The 16,486-nt window shown below is 71.7% G+C and carries 11 protein-coding genes; 8 read left to right on the top strand and 3 right to left on the bottom strand.

Annotated features, from left to right (window positions below; translation table 11 throughout):
• Positions 1 to 160: 160 nt before the first annotated feature.
• Positions 161 to 1,300: an AI-2E family transporter gene (locus tag AB0F89_RS27170; protein WP_367128444.1), complete on the bottom strand. Its 1,140-nt coding sequence runs from the start codon at positions 1,298 to 1,300 to the stop codon at positions 161 to 163.
• A gap of 293 nt (positions 1,301 to 1,593) precedes the next feature.
• Here AB0F89_RS27170 and AB0F89_RS27175 point away from each other — a divergent pair, with 293 nt between their 5' ends.
• Positions 1,594 to 2,553 carry a glutathione S-transferase family protein gene (locus AB0F89_RS27175; protein WP_367139010.1) on the top strand — a complete coding sequence of 320 codons (960 nt, stop codon included), beginning with the start codon at positions 1,594 to 1,596 and terminating at the stop codon, positions 2,551 to 2,553.
• A gap of 36 nt (positions 2,554 to 2,589) precedes the next feature.
• Here the strand turns inward: AB0F89_RS27175 and AB0F89_RS27180 are convergent, their stop codons facing one another.
• Positions 2,590 to 3,648, bottom strand: a complete 1,059-nt coding sequence (locus AB0F89_RS27180) for a LacI family DNA-binding transcriptional regulator (RefSeq protein ID WP_367128445.1) — start codon at positions 3,646 to 3,648, stop codon at positions 2,590 to 2,592.
• Between the two features lie 311 nt (positions 3,649 to 3,959).
• Here AB0F89_RS27180 and AB0F89_RS27185 point away from each other — a divergent pair, with 311 nt between their 5' ends.
• The 7 genes from AB0F89_RS27185 to AB0F89_RS27215 all read left to right on the top strand — a co-directional run bounded on the left by AB0F89_RS27185 (position 3,960) and on the right by AB0F89_RS27215 (position 14,295).
• Positions 3,960 to 6,353: a glycoside hydrolase family 3 N-terminal domain-containing protein gene (locus tag AB0F89_RS27185; RefSeq protein WP_367128446.1), complete on the top strand. Its 2,394-nt coding sequence runs from the start codon at positions 3,960 to 3,962 to the stop codon at positions 6,351 to 6,353.
• Positions 6,350 to 7,339, top strand: a complete 990-nt coding sequence (locus AB0F89_RS27190) for an ABC transporter permease (RefSeq protein WP_367128447.1) — start codon at positions 6,350 to 6,352, stop codon at positions 7,337 to 7,339. Before AB0F89_RS27185 ends, AB0F89_RS27190 begins: the two co-directional genes overlap by 4 nt.
• Positions 7,336 to 8,271 carry a carbohydrate ABC transporter permease gene (locus AB0F89_RS27195; protein WP_367128448.1) on the top strand — a complete coding sequence of 312 codons (936 nt, stop codon included), beginning with the start codon at positions 7,336 to 7,338 and terminating at the stop codon, positions 8,269 to 8,271. The genes AB0F89_RS27190 and AB0F89_RS27195 overlap by 4 nt, the downstream gene beginning before the upstream one ends.
• Positions 8,272 to 8,356: 85 nt before the next feature.
• On the top strand, positions 8,357 to 9,952 hold the full coding sequence (locus tag AB0F89_RS27200; RefSeq protein WP_367128450.1) for an extracellular solute-binding protein: 1,596 nt from the start codon (positions 8,357 to 8,359) through the stop codon (positions 9,950 to 9,952).
• A 103-nt stretch (positions 9,953 to 10,055) separates the two neighbouring features.
• The gene (locus AB0F89_RS27205) at positions 10,056 to 11,588 is read left to right on the top strand and encodes a xylan 1,4-beta-xylosidase (RefSeq protein ID WP_367128451.1); all 1,533 of its coding nucleotides are present in this window, start codon (positions 10,056 to 10,058) and stop codon (positions 11,586 to 11,588) included.
• Positions 11,585 to 12,283 (top strand): glycosyl transferase, encoded by a 699-nt coding sequence (locus AB0F89_RS27210; RefSeq protein ID WP_367128452.1) that lies wholly within the window; start codon positions 11,585 to 11,587, stop codon positions 12,281 to 12,283. The genes AB0F89_RS27205 and AB0F89_RS27210 overlap by 4 nt, the downstream gene beginning before the upstream one ends.
• The gene (locus tag AB0F89_RS27215; protein ID WP_367128453.1) at positions 12,280 to 14,295 is read left to right on the top strand and encodes a beta-galactosidase; all 2,016 of its coding nucleotides are present in this window, start codon (positions 12,280 to 12,282) and stop codon (positions 14,293 to 14,295) included. Before AB0F89_RS27210 ends, AB0F89_RS27215 begins: the two co-directional genes overlap by 4 nt.
• Before the next feature lie 85 nt (positions 14,296 to 14,380).
• Here AB0F89_RS27215 and AB0F89_RS27220 read toward each other — a convergent pair whose 3' ends face one another.
• On the bottom strand, positions 14,381 to 16,369 hold the full coding sequence (locus AB0F89_RS27220; RefSeq protein ID WP_367128454.1) for an alpha-glucuronidase: 1,989 nt from the start codon (positions 16,367 to 16,369) through the stop codon (positions 14,381 to 14,383).
• Positions 16,370 to 16,486: the final 117 nt, after the last annotated feature.

Here is a 16,486-nt window from a genome sequence, read left to right on the forward strand (position 1 = left end):
TTCATGAAGAAACCCACTCGTCGGGTCATCCGATCGCAGGCCGTCACGCGGCGAGTGCGATCAGCTACAACCATTGACGATGGATCTCACCCGGCCGGGAGTGCCTACCTCCAAAAGGAGCACAGCCATTAATGAAGTGCTGCGGCAAACCGACGCATCTTCAGTCGGCGCCCGGCTCTTTCTTGGCGCCCGGCTCTCCCCTGACCTCCAGCGAGGACCCGACCCGACCGTCGATCACCTCGCCCAGGTAGCGCAGCACGACCGCGACGGTCGCCACCACCGGCACGGCGAGGAACGCGCCCGCGATGCCGTAGAGGGTGCTGCCCGCCGTCACCGCCAGCAGGACGACGGCCGCGTGCAGGCGCAGGCTGCGCGACTGGAGCACCGGCTGCAGCACGTTCCCCTCGACCTGCTGCACCACCACGACGATCACCAGCATGATCACCGCCGTCGTCACGCCGTTGCTGACCAGCGCGACGAGGACGGCCAGCGCGCCCGCGACGAACGCGCCGACGATCGGCACGAAGCCGCCCAGGAACGTCAGCGCCGCCAGCGGAACGGCCAGCGGCACGCCCAGCACGACCAGGCCGAGGCCGATCAGCACGGCGTCCACCAGGCTCACGATCGCCTGCGTGCGGATGAAGTCGCCCAACGTCGTCCAGATCCGGTCCAGCACGACGGTCACGTGCCCGCCGGCCCGCTCGCCGATCACACCGCGCAGCCACGGCGTGAACCGCGGCCCGTCCTTGACGAACAGGAACGCCAGCAGCAGGGCGAGGATGCCGGTGACGATGCCGGAGGTCACCGTGCCGACCCCGGTCAGCAGGCCGTTCGCGATGGAGCCGACGCTGGACTGGAGCTGGTCGATCCCCTGCTGCACCACCTGGTCGAGCTGGCTGCCCCGGAGGTTGAACGGCGGGCCGGACACCCAGTTGAGGGCCTGTTCGAGGGCGCGGGTGGCGCTGTCGGCGATCTCCGGGACGCCGGAGGCGATCGACGTGGAGATGAGGGCGACCACGCCGCCCAGCACGCCCAGCCCGGCCAGCAGCACGATCGTCGCGGCCAGGGCGGGTGGCAGGCCGCGCGAGCGCAGCCAGCGGGCGGGCGGCCACAGCACGGTCGTGATCAGCAGGCCGAGCAGGACCGGCATCACCACGACCCAGAGCCTGGCGATGAGCATCCACAGCAGCACGAAGCCGATCGCGACCAGCGCCAGCCGCGTGCTCCACCGCGCCATCCAGGTCACCCCGTGGCCGATGGCCTCGCCTCGGTCGGCCCAGCGGCGGTCTCCTGCGCTCACGTCGTCCCGTCCCCTCCACCGCGTCGCGCCCTGCGGCGCCTGTCGGGCAGCCTGCCAGAACCGGGCCCGCCGTTCGCGTCGGCTCGCCCGTGCGGCGGCGTTCCGGCCCGCCCGACCGGCCTGCGCCCGACCGGGCCGCGCGGTGATCGGCTGATGAGCCCGCGCCCGGTTCCCGACGTAGGCTGACGGCCGTGAGCGAGAACTCGGCGTCCGCGGCGGACGGGAATCCTGAGCACCGGCAGGGCGGGACCTACTCGGTCAAGGGCAAGGAGTACACCCGCGACACGCGGTACATCACGACCCGGATCACGACCGACGGGCAGGACGGGTTCCCGGTGGTCGCGGGGCGGTACCGGCTGGTGGCGGCGCGGGCGTGCCCGTGGGCGAACCGGTCGATCATCGTGCGGCGGTTGCTCGGGTTGGAGGACGCCCTGTCGCTGGGGCTGCCCGGTCCGACGCACGACGCCCGGTCGTGGACGTTCGACCTCGATCCCGGCGGGCGGGACCCGGTGCTGGGCATCGAGCGGCTGCAGGAGGCGTACTTCAAGCGCGACCCCGACTACCCGCGCGGCATCACGGTGCCCGCGATCGTGGACACCACGACGGGCGCGGTGGTGACCAACGACTTCGCGCAGATCACGCTGGACCTGTCCACGCAGTGGCGCGAGCACCACCGCGACGGCGCGCCGGACCTGCTGCCGCAGGCGCACCGCGACGAGGTCGACGAGGTCAACGAGCGGGTCTTCACCGAGGTCAACAACGGCGTTTACCGGTGTGGTTTCGCGGGTTCGCAGGAAGCCTACGACGACGCCCACGCCCGGTTGTGGACGGCGTTGGACTGGTTGGAGGAGCGGTTGACCGGCCGGCGGTACCTGGTCGGCGACACGATCACCGAGGCCGACGTGCGGTTGTTCACCACGCTGGTCAGGTTCGACCCGGTCTACCACGGCCACTTCAAGTGCAACCGGCAGAAGCTGAGCGAGATGCCCGCGCTGTGGGCCTACGCCCGCGACCTGTTCCAGACGCCCGGGTTCGGCGACACGGTCGACTTCGCGCAGATCAAGCAGCACTACTACGTGGTGCACAAGGACATCAACCCGAGCGGGATCGTGCCCGGCGGTCCGGACCTGGCCGGGTGGGTCACGCCGCACGGCCGGGAAGCGCTGGGCGGACGGCCCTTCGGCGACGGCGCCCCGCCCGGCCCGGTCCGCGAGGGTGAACGAGTGGACCCGGCCCACACGCCGCTGCGCTGAGGCGGATGAGGCAGGGCGAGGCGGGTAGGGTGTGGATCAGGCTGAGCGCGGAGGGCAGGTGCTCTCGCGCACGACCAGTTCGGTGGCGAGGTCTATCCGCTCGTTCGGCGGGCGTTCGCCGCGCGCCAGGCTGAACACCATCTGCGCCGCGGTGGTCGCCATCTCGCGCAGCGGCTGCCGCACCGTGGTCAGCCGGGGCCCTATCCACTCGCTGACCGACAGGTCGTCGTAGCCGACGACGGACAGGTCGTCCGGAATGGACAGCCCGAGTTCCCTCGCCGCCCGCATGACGCCCAGCGCCTGGAAGTCCGAGCCCGCGAAGATCGCGGTCGGGCGGTCCGGGCGGCGGAGGAGTTCCAGGCCGTGGCTGTAGCCGCCCTGGACGTAGAAGTCGCCGTACCGCACGAAGTCCGGGTCGATGCCGACGTCCGCGTCCTCCAACGCGCTGCGGTACCCGTCGACCCGGGCCCGGCTGCACAGCATGGTCGTCGGCCCTGAGATGACCGCGATCCGCCGGTGCCCCAGCGCGAGCAGGTGGCGGGTCGCGGCCAGGCCGCCCGCCCAGTTGGCCGAACCGACCGTCGGCACGCCGGGCGGCGGTTCGCCGGCGGTGTCCACGAACACGAACGGGATGTTGCGGGTGTCGAGCTGGCGGCGCTGCTCGGCGTCCAGCCCGGCCAGCACGAGGATCACCCCGAGCGGGCGGCGGGCCAGCAGGTCGTCGAACCACTCGCGCCGCGGCCGGTGCTCGCCGCCCAGTTCGGACAGCACGACGGCGGCGCGCTCGTTCGCCGCGGCCAGCTCGACGCCGCGGATGATCTCGGTCGACCACGCGGAGTTCATCTCGTGGAAGACCAGGTCGATGAGCGCGGGCCGGGACGACTGGCGCGCCCGTCGTCGTCGGTACCGGTGCTGCTCGATGATGCTCTCGACCCGCGCACGCGTGTCCGGGGCGACGTCGGGGCGCCCGTTGAGCACCTTCGAGACGGTCGGGATCGACACGCCCGCCTCGGCCGCGATGGACGAGATCGACGCCGCGCCCTTCACCGCCTTCTCGGGCGCGGAACCGGCGTCACGCTCGGTCGACGAACTCATGCTGCCCCCTGTTCGGCACTCGGGCCCGCACCCCGGCGCCGGTTCTAAAGTTTCGACGGCCGAGCGTAAAGGTTCGACCTTTCGACCACCAGCATGGCAGCCCTTGACGTGGATCTTCCACGTAATCGGTCCAGGGGCAGAACGAAGTTCGACCCCAAGTCGTACCGATTGAACTGCGGAGACACAGACCGGCTACGGACTGTTGACGTCTCGCGGAGATCGCCCTACGGTCTCCCCCACCGGAACGGAATGTCGGAAAGTACTTCGATAGTTTCGGTCATCACGAGGACGTGAGCGGGGGTGCCTGGCCAATGGTGAACAGGACGACGGACGTCGCGGCGACGTCGGGGGGCGACGCCGACCCGACCGCCGCCGACCGACCGGGCGCGGTGTGGCGGGACGTCGGGCGGCCGGTCGCCGAACGGGTCGAAGCGCTCGTCGCCGCGATGTCGCCGGAGGAGAAGCTGTCCCAGCTCGTCGGCATCTGGGTCGGCGCGGACCCCTCCGGCGCGGGCGTCGCACCGCACCAGTCCGACCTCACCGGCGACCCGCTGATCTGGGAGGACGTCATCGCGGACGGCCTCGGCCAGCTCACCCGCCCGTTCGGCACCCGGCCGGTCGACCCGGTGGCGGGGGCCCGTTCGCTGGCCGCGTCGCAGCGGCAAGTGGTCGGGGCCAACCGGTTCGGCATCCCCGCGCTGGTGCACGAGGAGTGCCTGACGGGTTTCGCCGCCTGGCAGGCAACCGCTTACCCGGCGCCGCTGTCCTGGGGCGCGTCGTTCGACCCGGGGCTGGTCGCCGAGATGTCCGGGCTGATCGGCGCCTCGATGCGGGCCGCCGGCGTGCACCAGGGGTTGGCGCCGGTCCTGGACGTCACCCGCGACTACCGCTGGGGGCGCACCGAAGAGACGATCGGCGAAGACCCGTACCTCGTCGGCACGGTCGCCACCGCGTACGTGCGCGGTCTGGAAGAGTCCGGCATCGTCGCCACGCTCAAGCACTTCGCCGGCTACTCGGCCTCCCGCGCCGGGCGCAACCTCGCCCCGGTCGCCATCGGCCCGCGTGAGTTCGCCGACGTCGTGCTGCCCCCGTTCGAGATGGCGGTCCGCGACGGAGGTGTCCGGTCGGTGATGCAGTCCTACACCGAGGTCGACGGTCTGCCGTCGGCGGCCGACGCCGGGCTGCTCACCACGCTGCTGCGCGACACCTGGGGCTTCGAGGGCACGGTGGTCGCGGACTACTTCGCGGTCAAGTTCCTCCAGACGCTGCACGGGGTCGCCGAGGACGAGTCGCACGCCGCCGCGCTGGCCCTCGCCGCGGGCGTCGACGTCGAACTCCCGACCGTGCGCTGCTACGGCGAACCGCTGCTGGCCGCGCTCCGCCGCGGCGACGTGGACGAGGCGTTGGTGGACCGCGCGTTGCGCCGCGTGCTGCGCCAGAAGGTGGAACTGGGGTTGCTCGACCCGGACTGGTCGCCGACCCCACCGGACGTCGACGCGCTCCGCCTCGACTCGCCGCGAGGCCGGGAGGTCGCGCTGCGCCTGGCCCAGGAGTCGGTGGTGCTGCTCGCCAACGACGGCGTCCTCCCGCTGCGCCCGGACGCCCGGGTCGCGGTGGTCGGCCCGCTGGCCGACGACCCGATGGCCGTGCTGGGCTGCTACTCGTTCCCCGCGCACATCGGCGTGCACCACCCCGAGACCGGGCTGGGCCTGGAGATCCCGACCGTGCTCGGCGCGCTGCGCGACGCGCTCGGCGGCGACGTCACCCACGCGAAGGGCTGCCCGGTGATCGGCGAGGCCGACCCCGACGAGGTCGCCGCCGCCGTGGCCGCGGCCGAGCGGGCCGACGTGTGCGTCGTCGCCGTCGGCGACCTGGCGGGGCTGTTCGGCCGCGGCACGTCGGGCGAGGGCTGCGACGCCACCGACCTCCGGCTCCCCGGCGCGCAGGCCGACCTGGTCCGCGCGGTGCTCGCCACCGGCACGCCGGTCGTGCTGCTGCTCATCACCGGCCGCCCCTACGCGATCGGCGACCTGGCCGGCGGCGCGGCGGCGGTCGTGCAGACCTTCTTCCCCGGCCAGCTCGGCGGTCGGGCCATCGCGGACGTCCTCACCGGCGCCGTCGCGCCGTCCGGCCGGTTGCCGGTCGGCATCCCCGCCGACCCCTCCGGCCAGCCGGGCACCTACCTGTCCGCGCCGCTCGGCCACCGCAGCGGGGTGTCCAACGTGGACCCGACGCAGGCGTTCCCGTTCGGCCACGGGCTGGGCTACGACGAGTTCGCCTGGTCGTCCCCGCGCGTGGTGTCGACCGGGCCGTGGACGACCGACGGCGAGGTCGAGGTGGAGCTCGACGTGCGCAACACCGGCGCCCGCCCCGGCGCGGACGTGGTGCAGCTCTACCTGCACGACCCCGTGGCGCAGGTGACGCGCCCGGTCGTGCGGCTCATCGGCTACGCGCGGGTCCCGCTGGACGGGGGCGCGTCGGCCCGGGTGGCGTTCCGCGTGCCCGCCGACGTCACGTCGTTCACCGGGCGGGACGGGCGGCGCGTGGTGGAACCGGGTGCGGTGCAGCTGCGCGTGTCCCGGTCCAGCGCGAACGCGCACGAAGCGGTGGACCTGCGGCTCGACGGCCCGCTGCGCGAAGTCGACCACACCCGGCGTTGGCTCACCGCCGTGTCGGTCACCCACGAGGAGGTGGAGCGGGCATGACCACCCGGACCAGCGAACCGGCGACCGGTACCGCGCCGAACCGGTCCGCGGCGGTTGCGCGCAGGCCCCGGACGCCGCGGTACCGGACCACCTGGCGCAAGGCGTGGCAGCGCGACTGGCAGCTCTACACGCTGGCCATCCTGCCGCTGCTGTTCTTCCTGGTCTTCCGCTACGCGCCGATGCTCGGCAACGTCATCGCCTTCCGCAAGTTCGTGCCGGGCGGCAGCATCTACGGCGAGACGTGGGTCGGCCTGCGCTACGTCAAGATGTTCATCGACGACCCGAACTTCTGGGAGGTCTTCGGCAACACGATGGTGCTCGGCGCGCTGTCGCTGCTGTTCGCCTTCCCGCTGCCGATCGTGCTCGCGCTGCTGCTCAACGAGGTCCGCTCGCGCTACTTCAAGCGGTTCGTGCAGACGGTGTCCTACCTGCCGCACTTCCTGTCCATCGTGATCGTGGCGGGCATGGTGATGCAGCTGGTGTCGCTGGAGGGCACGGTCAACCAGGTCGTGCGCGCCTTCGGCGGCGACGCGGTCTCGTTCATCCAGGAGCCGGGCTGGTTCCGCTCGCTCTACGTCTCGTCCGAGGTCTGGCAGACCGTCGGCTGGGGCACGATCCTCTACCTGGCCGCGCTGACCACCATCGACTCGCAGCTCTACGAGGCGGCCCGGATCGACGGCGCGAACCGGTGGAAGCAGACCTGGCACGTCACGCTGCCCGGCATCCGGCCGACGATGATCACCCTGCTGATCCTCAACATCGGGACGTTCATGGCGGTCGGGTTCGAGAAGGTCCTGCTGCTCTACAACCCGCTGACCTACCCCACCGCGGACGTCGTCTCGACCTACCTGTACCGGGTCGGCCTGGTGTCCAACAACTTCAGCTACGCCGCCGCGATCGGCCTGTTCGAGTCGGTCATCGGCCTCACGCTGATCCTGTCCGCCAACGCGATCTCGCGCCGAGCAGTGGGGACGAGCCTGTGGTGACCACCGAACCGACGGACCTCGTCGACCGGCTCGACAAGCCCGCCGCCGCCCGCCGCACCTCGCTGGACGACTCGCCCGGCTACCGGGTCTTCCGCGTGGTCAACACCGTCCTGCTGCTCGGCGTGGTCGCGGTGACGCTGTACCCGTTCGTCAACATCGTGGCGCAGTCGTTCAGCAGCGAGGTCTACATCCGCACCGGCCAGGTGAACCTGGTGCCGCGCGGCTTCAACCTCGACACCTACGAGCTCGTCGCGGCCGACCCGGCGTTCTGGAACAGCTACCTGAACACTGTCATCTACACGGTGACGGCCACCGCCATCTCGATCGTGCTCACCACGATCTACGCGTACGTGCTGTCGAAGCACAAGCTCAAGGGCCGCGGCCTGCTCATCGGCATCGCCGTGTTCACCATGTTCTTCAACGGCGGCCTGATCCCCAACTACGTGCTGATCAACGGCATGGGGATGACGAACACGATCTGGGCGGTCGTGCTGCCGAACGCGATCAGCGTGTTCAACCTGCTGGTGATGAAGGCGTTCTTCGAGAGCCTGCCGACGGAGCTGGAGGAGGCCGCCGCGATCGACGGCCTGAACACCTACGGCATCCTGCTCAAGATCGTGCTGCCGCTGTCGAAGGCGGTGCTGGCCACGATGGTCCTGTTCTACGCGGTGGCGAACTGGAACTCGTGGTTCCAGGCGTTCCTCTACTTCGACCGGGCCGACCTGTTCCCGGTCACCGTGTACCTGCGGAACATGATCGCCGGGGCCACCTCCGCGACGTCGGTCGGCGCCGTGGAGACCAACGCGGTCGCCATTTCCGCGAACATCAAGGCCGTGACGATGGTGCTCACCGTGCTGCCCATCGTCGTCGTTTACCCGTTCATCCAGCGCTATTTCGTGTCGGGCGTGATGCTCGGCGCGGTCAAGCAGTAACGCGTCCGCAGAGTTGACGACGGTGTCAAACACCTGAGGAGAGAGCAAGATGCGAACAAGGTTGAAGCGCACGCTTCTGACTCTCGTGGCAGGCAGCCTCGTGGTCGGCGTGGCGGCGTGCGGCGACGAGGGCGACACCGCCGCCAGCGGGGTCGACCTGGAGGGCAAGAAGGCCGCGTCGATGGCCGACTACCGGGCCGGCACGCAGTTCAAGGCGACCGAGCCGCTGGACGTCAGCCTGCTCTACCTCGACCAGTCGCACTACCCGATCAAGGACGACTGGCTGCTGTGGAAGGAGATCACGCAGCGGACCAACGTCACGATCAAGCCGACGGTCGTGCCGTACAGCGACTACGACCAGAAGCGCGGTCTGCTGATCAGCTCGGGTGACGCGCCGACGATCATCTCCAAGACCTACCCGGGCCAGGAGGAGCAGTTCGTCTCCTCCGGCGCGATCCTGCCGATCAGCGACTACCTCGACCTGATGCCGCACTTCAAGGACAAGGTCGAGAAGTGGAAGCTCCAACCGGAGCTGAACACGCTGCGCCAGGAGGACGGCAAGTTCTACGTGCTGCCCGGCGCGCACGAGAAGGTCTGGCAGGACTACACGCTGGCCTTCCGCACCGACGAGCTCCAGCGGCTCGGCCTGTCCGCGCCGAAGGACTGGGACGAGGTCTACACCGTCCTGAAGGCGATCAAGGCCGCGAACCCGGACAGCTACCCGCTGTCGGACCGGTTCGAGGGCAAGTCGATCCTCAACTACGCGGGCCAGACGTTCGGCACGCAGGCCGGGTGGGGTTACGTCAGGAACACGATCTGGAGCGATTCCGCGCAGAAGTACGAGTTCACCGGCGCCACCGCGGAGTACAAGGAGCTCATCGAGTACTTCCGCAAGCTCGTCGCGGAAGGGCTGATGGACCCGGAGAGCTTCACCCAGAAGGATGACGCGGCGATCCAGAAGTTCGCCAGCGGCAAGTCGTTCGCGATCAGCAGCAACGCGCAGAACATCGTCAACGACTACCGGCCGAACGTCTCCAAGATCCCCGGCGCGACGGTGGCGAAGATCCCGCTGCCCGGCGGCCCCGAGGGCGACGTCATCCGCGGCTCGCGCCTGGAGAGCGGCATGATGATCTCGGCGAAGGCGGTCGAGAGCGACAAGTTCGTGGCGACGATGCAGTTCATCGACTGGCTCTGGTACTCCGACGAGGGCCAGGAGTTCACCAAGTGGGGCGTGCCGGGCACGACCTACGACAAGGACCCGGCCGGCAAGCGCGTGCTCAAGCCCGAGGTCGCCTTCGGCGGCATGAACGTCGGCGCGCCGAAGAACCTCCAGCGCGACTTCGGCTTCCAGGGCGGTGTCTTCTCCTACGGCGGCGCGACCGAGCTGCTGCAGTCGATGTTCACCGAGGAGGAGGTCGCCTTCCAGAAGACGATGGCCGACAAGGAGGTCATCCCGCTGCCGCCGCCCGCGCCGCTGAACGAGGACGAGCGCGAGCGCGCCGCCCTGATGGAGAGCCCGCTCAAGGACCTCGTCACGCAGTCGACGCTCCAGTTCATCCTCGGCCAGCGCGACATGGCCACCTGGGACGCCTACGTGAAGGAGCTGGAGGCCAAGGGCTCGAACGACCTCATCGAGCTGGTCAACGGCGCGCAGAAGCGCTACAAGGAGAAGAACGGGTGACGGCCCGGGTCCGGTCGCGGCACGACGCCGCGACCGGACCCGTCCGCACGTCCTCGACCGCCGCCGCTCCGCGGGCGGCGGGCCGTTCGGTTCAGGAGGGGTTGTGAACCGCACCACCGTCCCCGGCGAGCCGATCGGCCGCCTGTCCGAGTCGTGGCGCCACTGCGTTGGCACCGGCAGGCTCAACCTCGCGCTGCGCGCCGACTACCAGGAGTCCCTGGCCCGGGTGCAGCGCGACATCGGTTTCCGCCACATCCGCGGCCACGGGCTGCTGTCGGACGACATGGGCGTGCACCGCCGGTCCGGCGACGGCGTGACCCGCTACTCGTTCACCTACGTGGACCAGGTCTTCGACCGGTTCCTGGAGCTGGGCATCCGGCCGTTCCTGGAACTGGGCTTCATGCCGACCGCGCTGGCCTCCGGCGACGACACGGTGTTCTGGTGGCGGGGCAACATCACCCCGCCGAAGGACTGGGACGAGTGGGCCGCGCTGGTCCGCGCCGTCCTGCGGCACCTGGTCCAGCGCTACGGCGCGGACGAGGTGCGCACCTGGCCGATCGAGGTGTGGAACGAGCCGAACCTGGTCAACTTCTGGAAGGACGCCGACCAGGAGGCGTACTTCCGGCTCTACGAGGTCACCGCGCGGACGGTCAAGGACGTCGACGCCGGGCTCCAGGTCGGCGGTCCGGCCATCTCCCCCGGATCGGACGAGTGGTGGGCGCCGTTCGCGGACTTCGTCACCGACCGCGACGTGCCGGTCGACTTCGTCAGCAGGCACGCCTACTCGTCCGGCCCGGCGCAGCACGTGCCGTTCGGCACCTACCAGGCGCTCACCGCGCCGGGCGCGCTGCTGGACCAGTTCGACGCGCCGCGCAGGCACCTGGCGGGCACCGCGCTGGCCGGGCTGCCGGTGCACATCACCGAGTACAACAGCTCGTACCGGCCGGACAACCCGATCCACGACACCGCCTACCACGCCGCCTACCTGGCGCCGGTGCTGACCGGTGGCACGGACCTGGTCGACTCGTACTCCTACTGGACGTTCTGCGACGTCTTCGAGGAGGAGAACGTGCCGACCTCGCTGTTCCACGGCGGGTTCGGCCTGCTCACGCACCGGCAGCTGCCGAAGCCGACCTACCACCTGTACGCGTTCATGGCCCGGATGGGCGCGCACGTGCTGGCCCGCGGCGAGGACCACCTGGTCTGCGCGGACGACGACGGCCGGGTCACGGTGCTGGCCTGGCAGCCGGTCGGCGGCACGGACGGGCCGGAGGCGGCCGAGCGGCACGAGGTGCGGCTGTCGGTGCCGATGACCGGTCCGCGCGCGTTCGTCCGCCGGGAGCGGGTCAACGAGCACGACGGCAACGCGTTCGGCGCGTGGCGCGAGCTGGGCCGGCCGCGGTCGCCGGACCGGCGGACGGTCGAGGTGCTGCGCGACTGCGCCCGCCCGGCCGTCGAGCACCGGTCGGCCCGGGTCGTCGGCGGCCGGGTCGAGCTGGACCTGCCGCTGTCGCGGCACGAGGTCACGTTCGTCGAGCTGACGCCCGTGCACGCCGAGGAGCACGTCGGGCTGGACGACCGGCGGCTGCTCGGCGCCTCCGACGACCGGCTGGTGGCCGGTCACGAGCGGGCGTGACCGTGTCGGCCGAGCGCCGCGGCGACCCGGCGGCCGAGATCGGGCCCGGCGTCCTCTCGCGCGTCGCGTCCGTCGTGTACTGGTTCCTGGTCATCGAGGCCATGCTGGCGCTGACGACCGCGCCGGGGCTGCTCGCGCTGCTGTTCCTGGACCGCAGCGCGGGCAACGCGCCGTTGTTCGCGCTGTGCTTCGCACCGGTCGGCCCGGCGCTGTCGGCGGCCGTCTTCGCCTGGCGGGTGTTCCTGCGCGACCGGGACCTCTCCCCCGCCCGGCACTTCCGCCGCGGCTACCGGCTCAACTGGCTGGACGTGCTGCGCTGGTGGCTGCCCGCGCTGGCGGTGCTCGCCGTGATCGGCTACAGCCTGGCGAACCTGGAGCTGGCCGGTGTGCCCGCCGGGTACGGCCTGGTGCTCGTGGTGGTGGCGGTGGCGGTGCTGGTGTGGTCGGTGCAGGCGCTCGTGCTGTCGTCCACGCTCTCGCTGCGCACCCGGGACACCGCGCGGCTGGCGTCCTACTACCTGGCCGCCCGACCGGCGAGCGCGCTCGGCGCGTTGTCGCTGCTCATCGCGGCCGGTGGGCTCGTCGTGCTCACCTCCGACTGGGTGCCGGCGCTGCTCGCCTCCCCGTTCACCCTGCTCATCCTGCGCAACGCCGAACCGGTGCTGCGCGACGCGACCGAGAGGTTCACCGCGTGACCGGGCAGATCGGCTACGGCGGCGACTACAACCCCGAGCAGTGGCCGCGCGAGGTCTGGGACCAGGACTACGCCGCGTTCCGGCTCGCCGGGATCGACACGGTCACGGTCGGCGTGTTCGCGTGGGCCCACCTCCAGCCGGCCGAGGACCGCTACGACTTCTCGACGCTGGACGCCATCGTGCGGCGGGCGGCGGCCGAGGGCGTGCGGGTCGTGCTGGCCACGCCGAGCGGCGCGATGCCGCCGTGGCTGGCGCGCGCGTACCCGGAGGCGTGCCGGGTCGACTTCGAGGGGCGGCGGCACGTGTACGGGCAGCGGCACAACGCGTGCCCGTCCTCGCCCGACTTCCGCCGGCTGTCCGTGGCGCTGGCCGGTCGGCTCGCGCGGCGGTACGGGGAGGACCCGGCGGTCGTGGCGTGGCACGTCGGCAACGAGTACGGCGGCGCGTGCTGGTGCCCGCGGTGCGGTGCGGCGTTCCGCGAGTGGCTGCGTGAGCGCTACGGCGGCCTCGACCGGCTGAACGCGGCGTGGAACACCGCGTTCTGGTCGCACACGTTCACCGACTGGGAGGAGGTCCAGCCGCCGAACGCGCTGTCCGAGCACTGGCGCGGTCCCGACCACACCGCGTTCCAGGGCATCACGCTGGACTACAAGCGGTTCACGTCCGACGCGCTGCTCGGCGGGTTCGTGGCCGAGAAGGCGGCGATCCGCGAGCACTCGCCGCGCACGCCGGTGACCACGAACATGATGGGCCTGTACCAGCCGATCGACTACCACCGGTGGGCGCCGCACCTGGACTTCGCGTCGTGGGACAACTACCCGCCCGAGGACCGGTCCTCGGCGCGCACGGCCGCCCGGATGGCGTTGGCGCACCGGTTGATCCGCGGGCTGCGCGACGGCGAGCCGTTCTGGGTCATGGAGCAGACGCCGTCGGTCACCGCCAGCCGGGACGTGAACCCGGTCAAGCGGCCCGGCGTGCTGCGGCTGTGGTCGTGGCAGTCGGTCGCGCACGGCGCGGACGCGGTGCTGTACTTCCAGCTGCGGCAGTCGCGCGGCGCGTGCGAGAAGTACCACGGCGCGGTGCTCGACCACGCGGGCCGCACGGACACCCGGACGTTCCGCGAGGTCGCCGAGCTGGGCGCGGAGTTCGCTCGGGTCGGCGACGCCGTCCTCGGCGCCCGCACGCCCGCGCGGGTGGCGCTGCTGGTCGACTGGGACAGCTGGTGGGCGGTCGAGCTGTCCGACGGGCCGAACCGCAACGTCCGCTACCTGGACGTGCTCACGGCCTACCACCGGGCGCTGTGGCAGGCGAACGCGTCGGTGGACGTGGCGCCGGTGACGGCCGACCTGTCCGGGTACGACGTGGTCGTCGCGCCGTTGCTGCACGTGGTGAAGGGCGACCTGGCCGAGCGGGTGGCGGCGCTGGTCGAGCGCGGCGGCGCGTTCCTGACCACGGCGCTGTCCGGTCGGGTGGACGAGGACGACAACGCGTTCCTGGCCGACGTGCCCGGTCCGTTCGCGGCGCTGCTCGGGTTGCGGGTCGAGGAGACCGACGCCCAGCAGCCCGACGTGGTCAACCCGGTGGCGCTGTTCGGGGTCGAGCACGAGGCCCGGCACGTGTTCGAGGTGGTCGTGCCGGACGACGCCGAGGTCGTCGGCTCCTACGGCGCGGACTTCTACGCCGGGACGCCGGCGGTGACGCGAGCGGCCCGGGGACGCGGCAGTGCCTGGTACGTGGCGACGGTGCTGGACGACGCCGGCGTGGCGGCCGTGGTGGGGCGGGTGCTGGCGGAGCACGACCTGGTCGGGCCGCTCGGCGACGTGCCGGACGTCGAGGTCGCCGAACGCGTCGCGCCCGACGGCACGCGGCACCTGTTCGTGCTCAACCACGGCCCGGCCCGGACCGTGGCGGCGCCGGTGACCGGCACGGACCTGCTCAGCGGGCGGGAGCTGCGGGTCGGTGACGAGCTGGAACTGCCCCTGACCGCGGTGCTGCTGATCCGCTGCCGGTAGCGCCCGCCGGCCGGCGGTCTCCCTGGGCGGGCGGCGGCGGGCGGCGGGCGGCGGCGGACGGCGGCGGGCGGCGGGTGGCGGGTGGTCAGTGGATCGGGCGGCCGTGGGCGTCGGGCAGGCCGGACTTGCGCCAGAAGTAGGTGTTCACCTGGTCGCGCCACTCCCGGGCGCACCGCGACTGCTCCTCCAGCAGCTCGCTGACCCGGTCGAACACCTCCGGCGGCACGCCGCCCTTGAGCTGCGCCCAGGTGTCGGCCATCCGGGCCACCTCCTCGCAGCCGGCGAAGTGCGTGTCGTAGATGTGCTGGACGACCGTCCTCCCCGAGTGCAGCACGTGGTCGTAGGGCACGTGGTGGAAGAACAGCAGCAGCTCGTCCGGGCACGTCGCGGTCGACTCGTACCGGTCCCGCCACGGCGCCGGGTACTGGCCGGTGTAGCCGGTGCCGGTGGCGCGGGTGCGGTCGACGCCGACGCCCTCGCGGTCGGCGAAGTGGTAGGTGCCCCACCGCGAGTACTCGTAGCCGTCGACGTTGGGCCCGTAGTGGTCACCCGGGTTGACCATGAAACCGATGGCCAGCGGCGCGGTGTAGCGCTCGTAGGTCAGCCACGAGCCGTCCATGACGTCGTGCAGGCCCTCGCGCACGGCAGCCGGTTCGGCGAACGTCAGGTCGATCCACTCGTCCAGCACCGCCTCGGGCGCCAACCGCTCGTCCCAGGCCAGCCGCCCGAACCCGAACAGGTTGGCCTGCGCCAGCGGGTGCCCGGTCCAGCACGGGTCGTCGCCGATGTTGGACACCGCCACCACACCGCCCGCCGGCGAGCCGGACCGCCCGGCCGCGACGTCCGCGACCGACGGCCCGTCCTCGCCCCACGGCCGGAAGGCCAGCATCCCGCTCCACTGCGGTGGCAGGTGGCAGACGTGCTTCTGCTGCCCGGTGTACTCCTGGGTCACCTGGAACTCGACCGCCAGCCCGGTGCGGCGCATCGCCGCGATCACCGGCGACACCGGCTCGCGCACCTGGAAGTCCACCGGACCGGCCTTCACCTGCAGCACGACGTTCGGGTCGAACGCGCCGTCCAGCGGGGCGAAGTGGTCGTGGGCGGCGCGCGCCCGGTCGGTGGAGCGGTCGCGCCAGTCCTGGTGGTGGTTGTAGACGAACGCGCGCCAGAACACCGTGCCGCCGAACGGCGCGAGGGCGCGGGCCAGCGCGTTCGCCCCGTCGGCGTGGTCGCGGCCGTAGGCGAACGGCCCCGGCTGGCCCTCGGAGTCGGCCTTCACGACGTAGCCGCCGAAGTCCGGGATCGCCGCGTAGACGTTCGCCGTGGCGCGCGCCCACCAGTCCCGCACGGCCGGGTCGAGCGGGTCGGCCGTCGGCAGGCCGCCGAGGGTCATCGGCGACGCGAAGCTCACCGACAGGTGCACCCTGACCCCGTGCGGGCGGAAGACGTCGGCCAGCCGCACCACGTCCGGCAGCAGGTCGGTCAGCAGCCGGGCGCCGGGGCGGTCCACGTTGACGTTGTTCAGGCCGACCCGGTTGACGCCGATCGAACCGAGCAGCCGCGCGTACGCCCGGGCCCGGGACAGGTCGGCGCGCACGACGCCGTGGTCGTAGAAGATCGAGCCGCCCGCGTAGCCGCGCTCGACGTGCCCCATCACCGGGTGCGCGTCCACGTTGTCCCAGTGGTCGAGCATGCGGATCGACTGCCGGGGCGCGTGCCGCTCGGGCTCCGCCTCGCCGGTGAACCCCGCCTCGCCCCGCCGCACCACGTGGTGGAAGCCGTAGAGCAGGCCGCGGCCGTCGATCGCGCGGACCGCGGTGGTCCCGCCGGTCCGGCTCACCACGAACGCTTCAGGGTCGGTCTCGGTGCCGGTCCCGGCGCCGGCCGGTGCGCAGACCAGTTCCAGGTCGACCGGCCCGTCCGACGCCAACTCGCCGCCGTGCTCGGCCACCGCCGCCTCGACCTCGCCGCGCACGGTGGCGACGACCGGCCCGTCACCGACGACCCGGACCCGCCGTGAGCCGACCGCTCGCAGCGCGGACGTGGGCAGCCAGGCGGGGTGCACGCCGATCATGCGCGGTTCCTTCCGGTCCGGACGTGCTTTCGTCACCAACCTATGTCGCGTCCGTCTTCCAGGGCAAGGGAAAGACAGAGCAACGTGCGTCCACTTTCGACACGGAGAGCTACGAAA

The sequence above is a fragment of the Saccharothrix sp. HUAS TT1 genome, assembly GCF_040744945.1.
Classification (GTDB): domain Bacteria; phylum Actinomycetota; class Actinomycetes; order Mycobacteriales; family Pseudonocardiaceae; genus Actinosynnema.

What these genes read in the sequence shown, in the direction of transcription:
- AB0F89_RS27190 (WP_367128447.1), top strand. Translation starts at nt 6,350, where the DNA reads ATGACCACCCGGACCAGCGAACCGGCGACCGGTACCGCGCCGAACCGG.
- AB0F89_RS27185 (WP_367128446.1), top strand. Translation starts at nt 3,960, where the DNA reads ATGGTGAACAGGACGACGGACGTCGCGGCGACGTCGGGGGGCGACGCC.
- AB0F89_RS27180 (WP_367128445.1), bottom strand. Translation starts at nt 3,648, where the DNA reads ATGAGTTCGTCGACCGAGCGTGACGCCGGTTCCGCGCCCGAGAAGGCG.
- AB0F89_RS27220 (WP_367128454.1), bottom strand. Translation starts at nt 16,369, where the DNA reads ATGATCGGCGTGCACCCCGCCTGGCTGCCCACGTCCGCGCTGCGAGCG.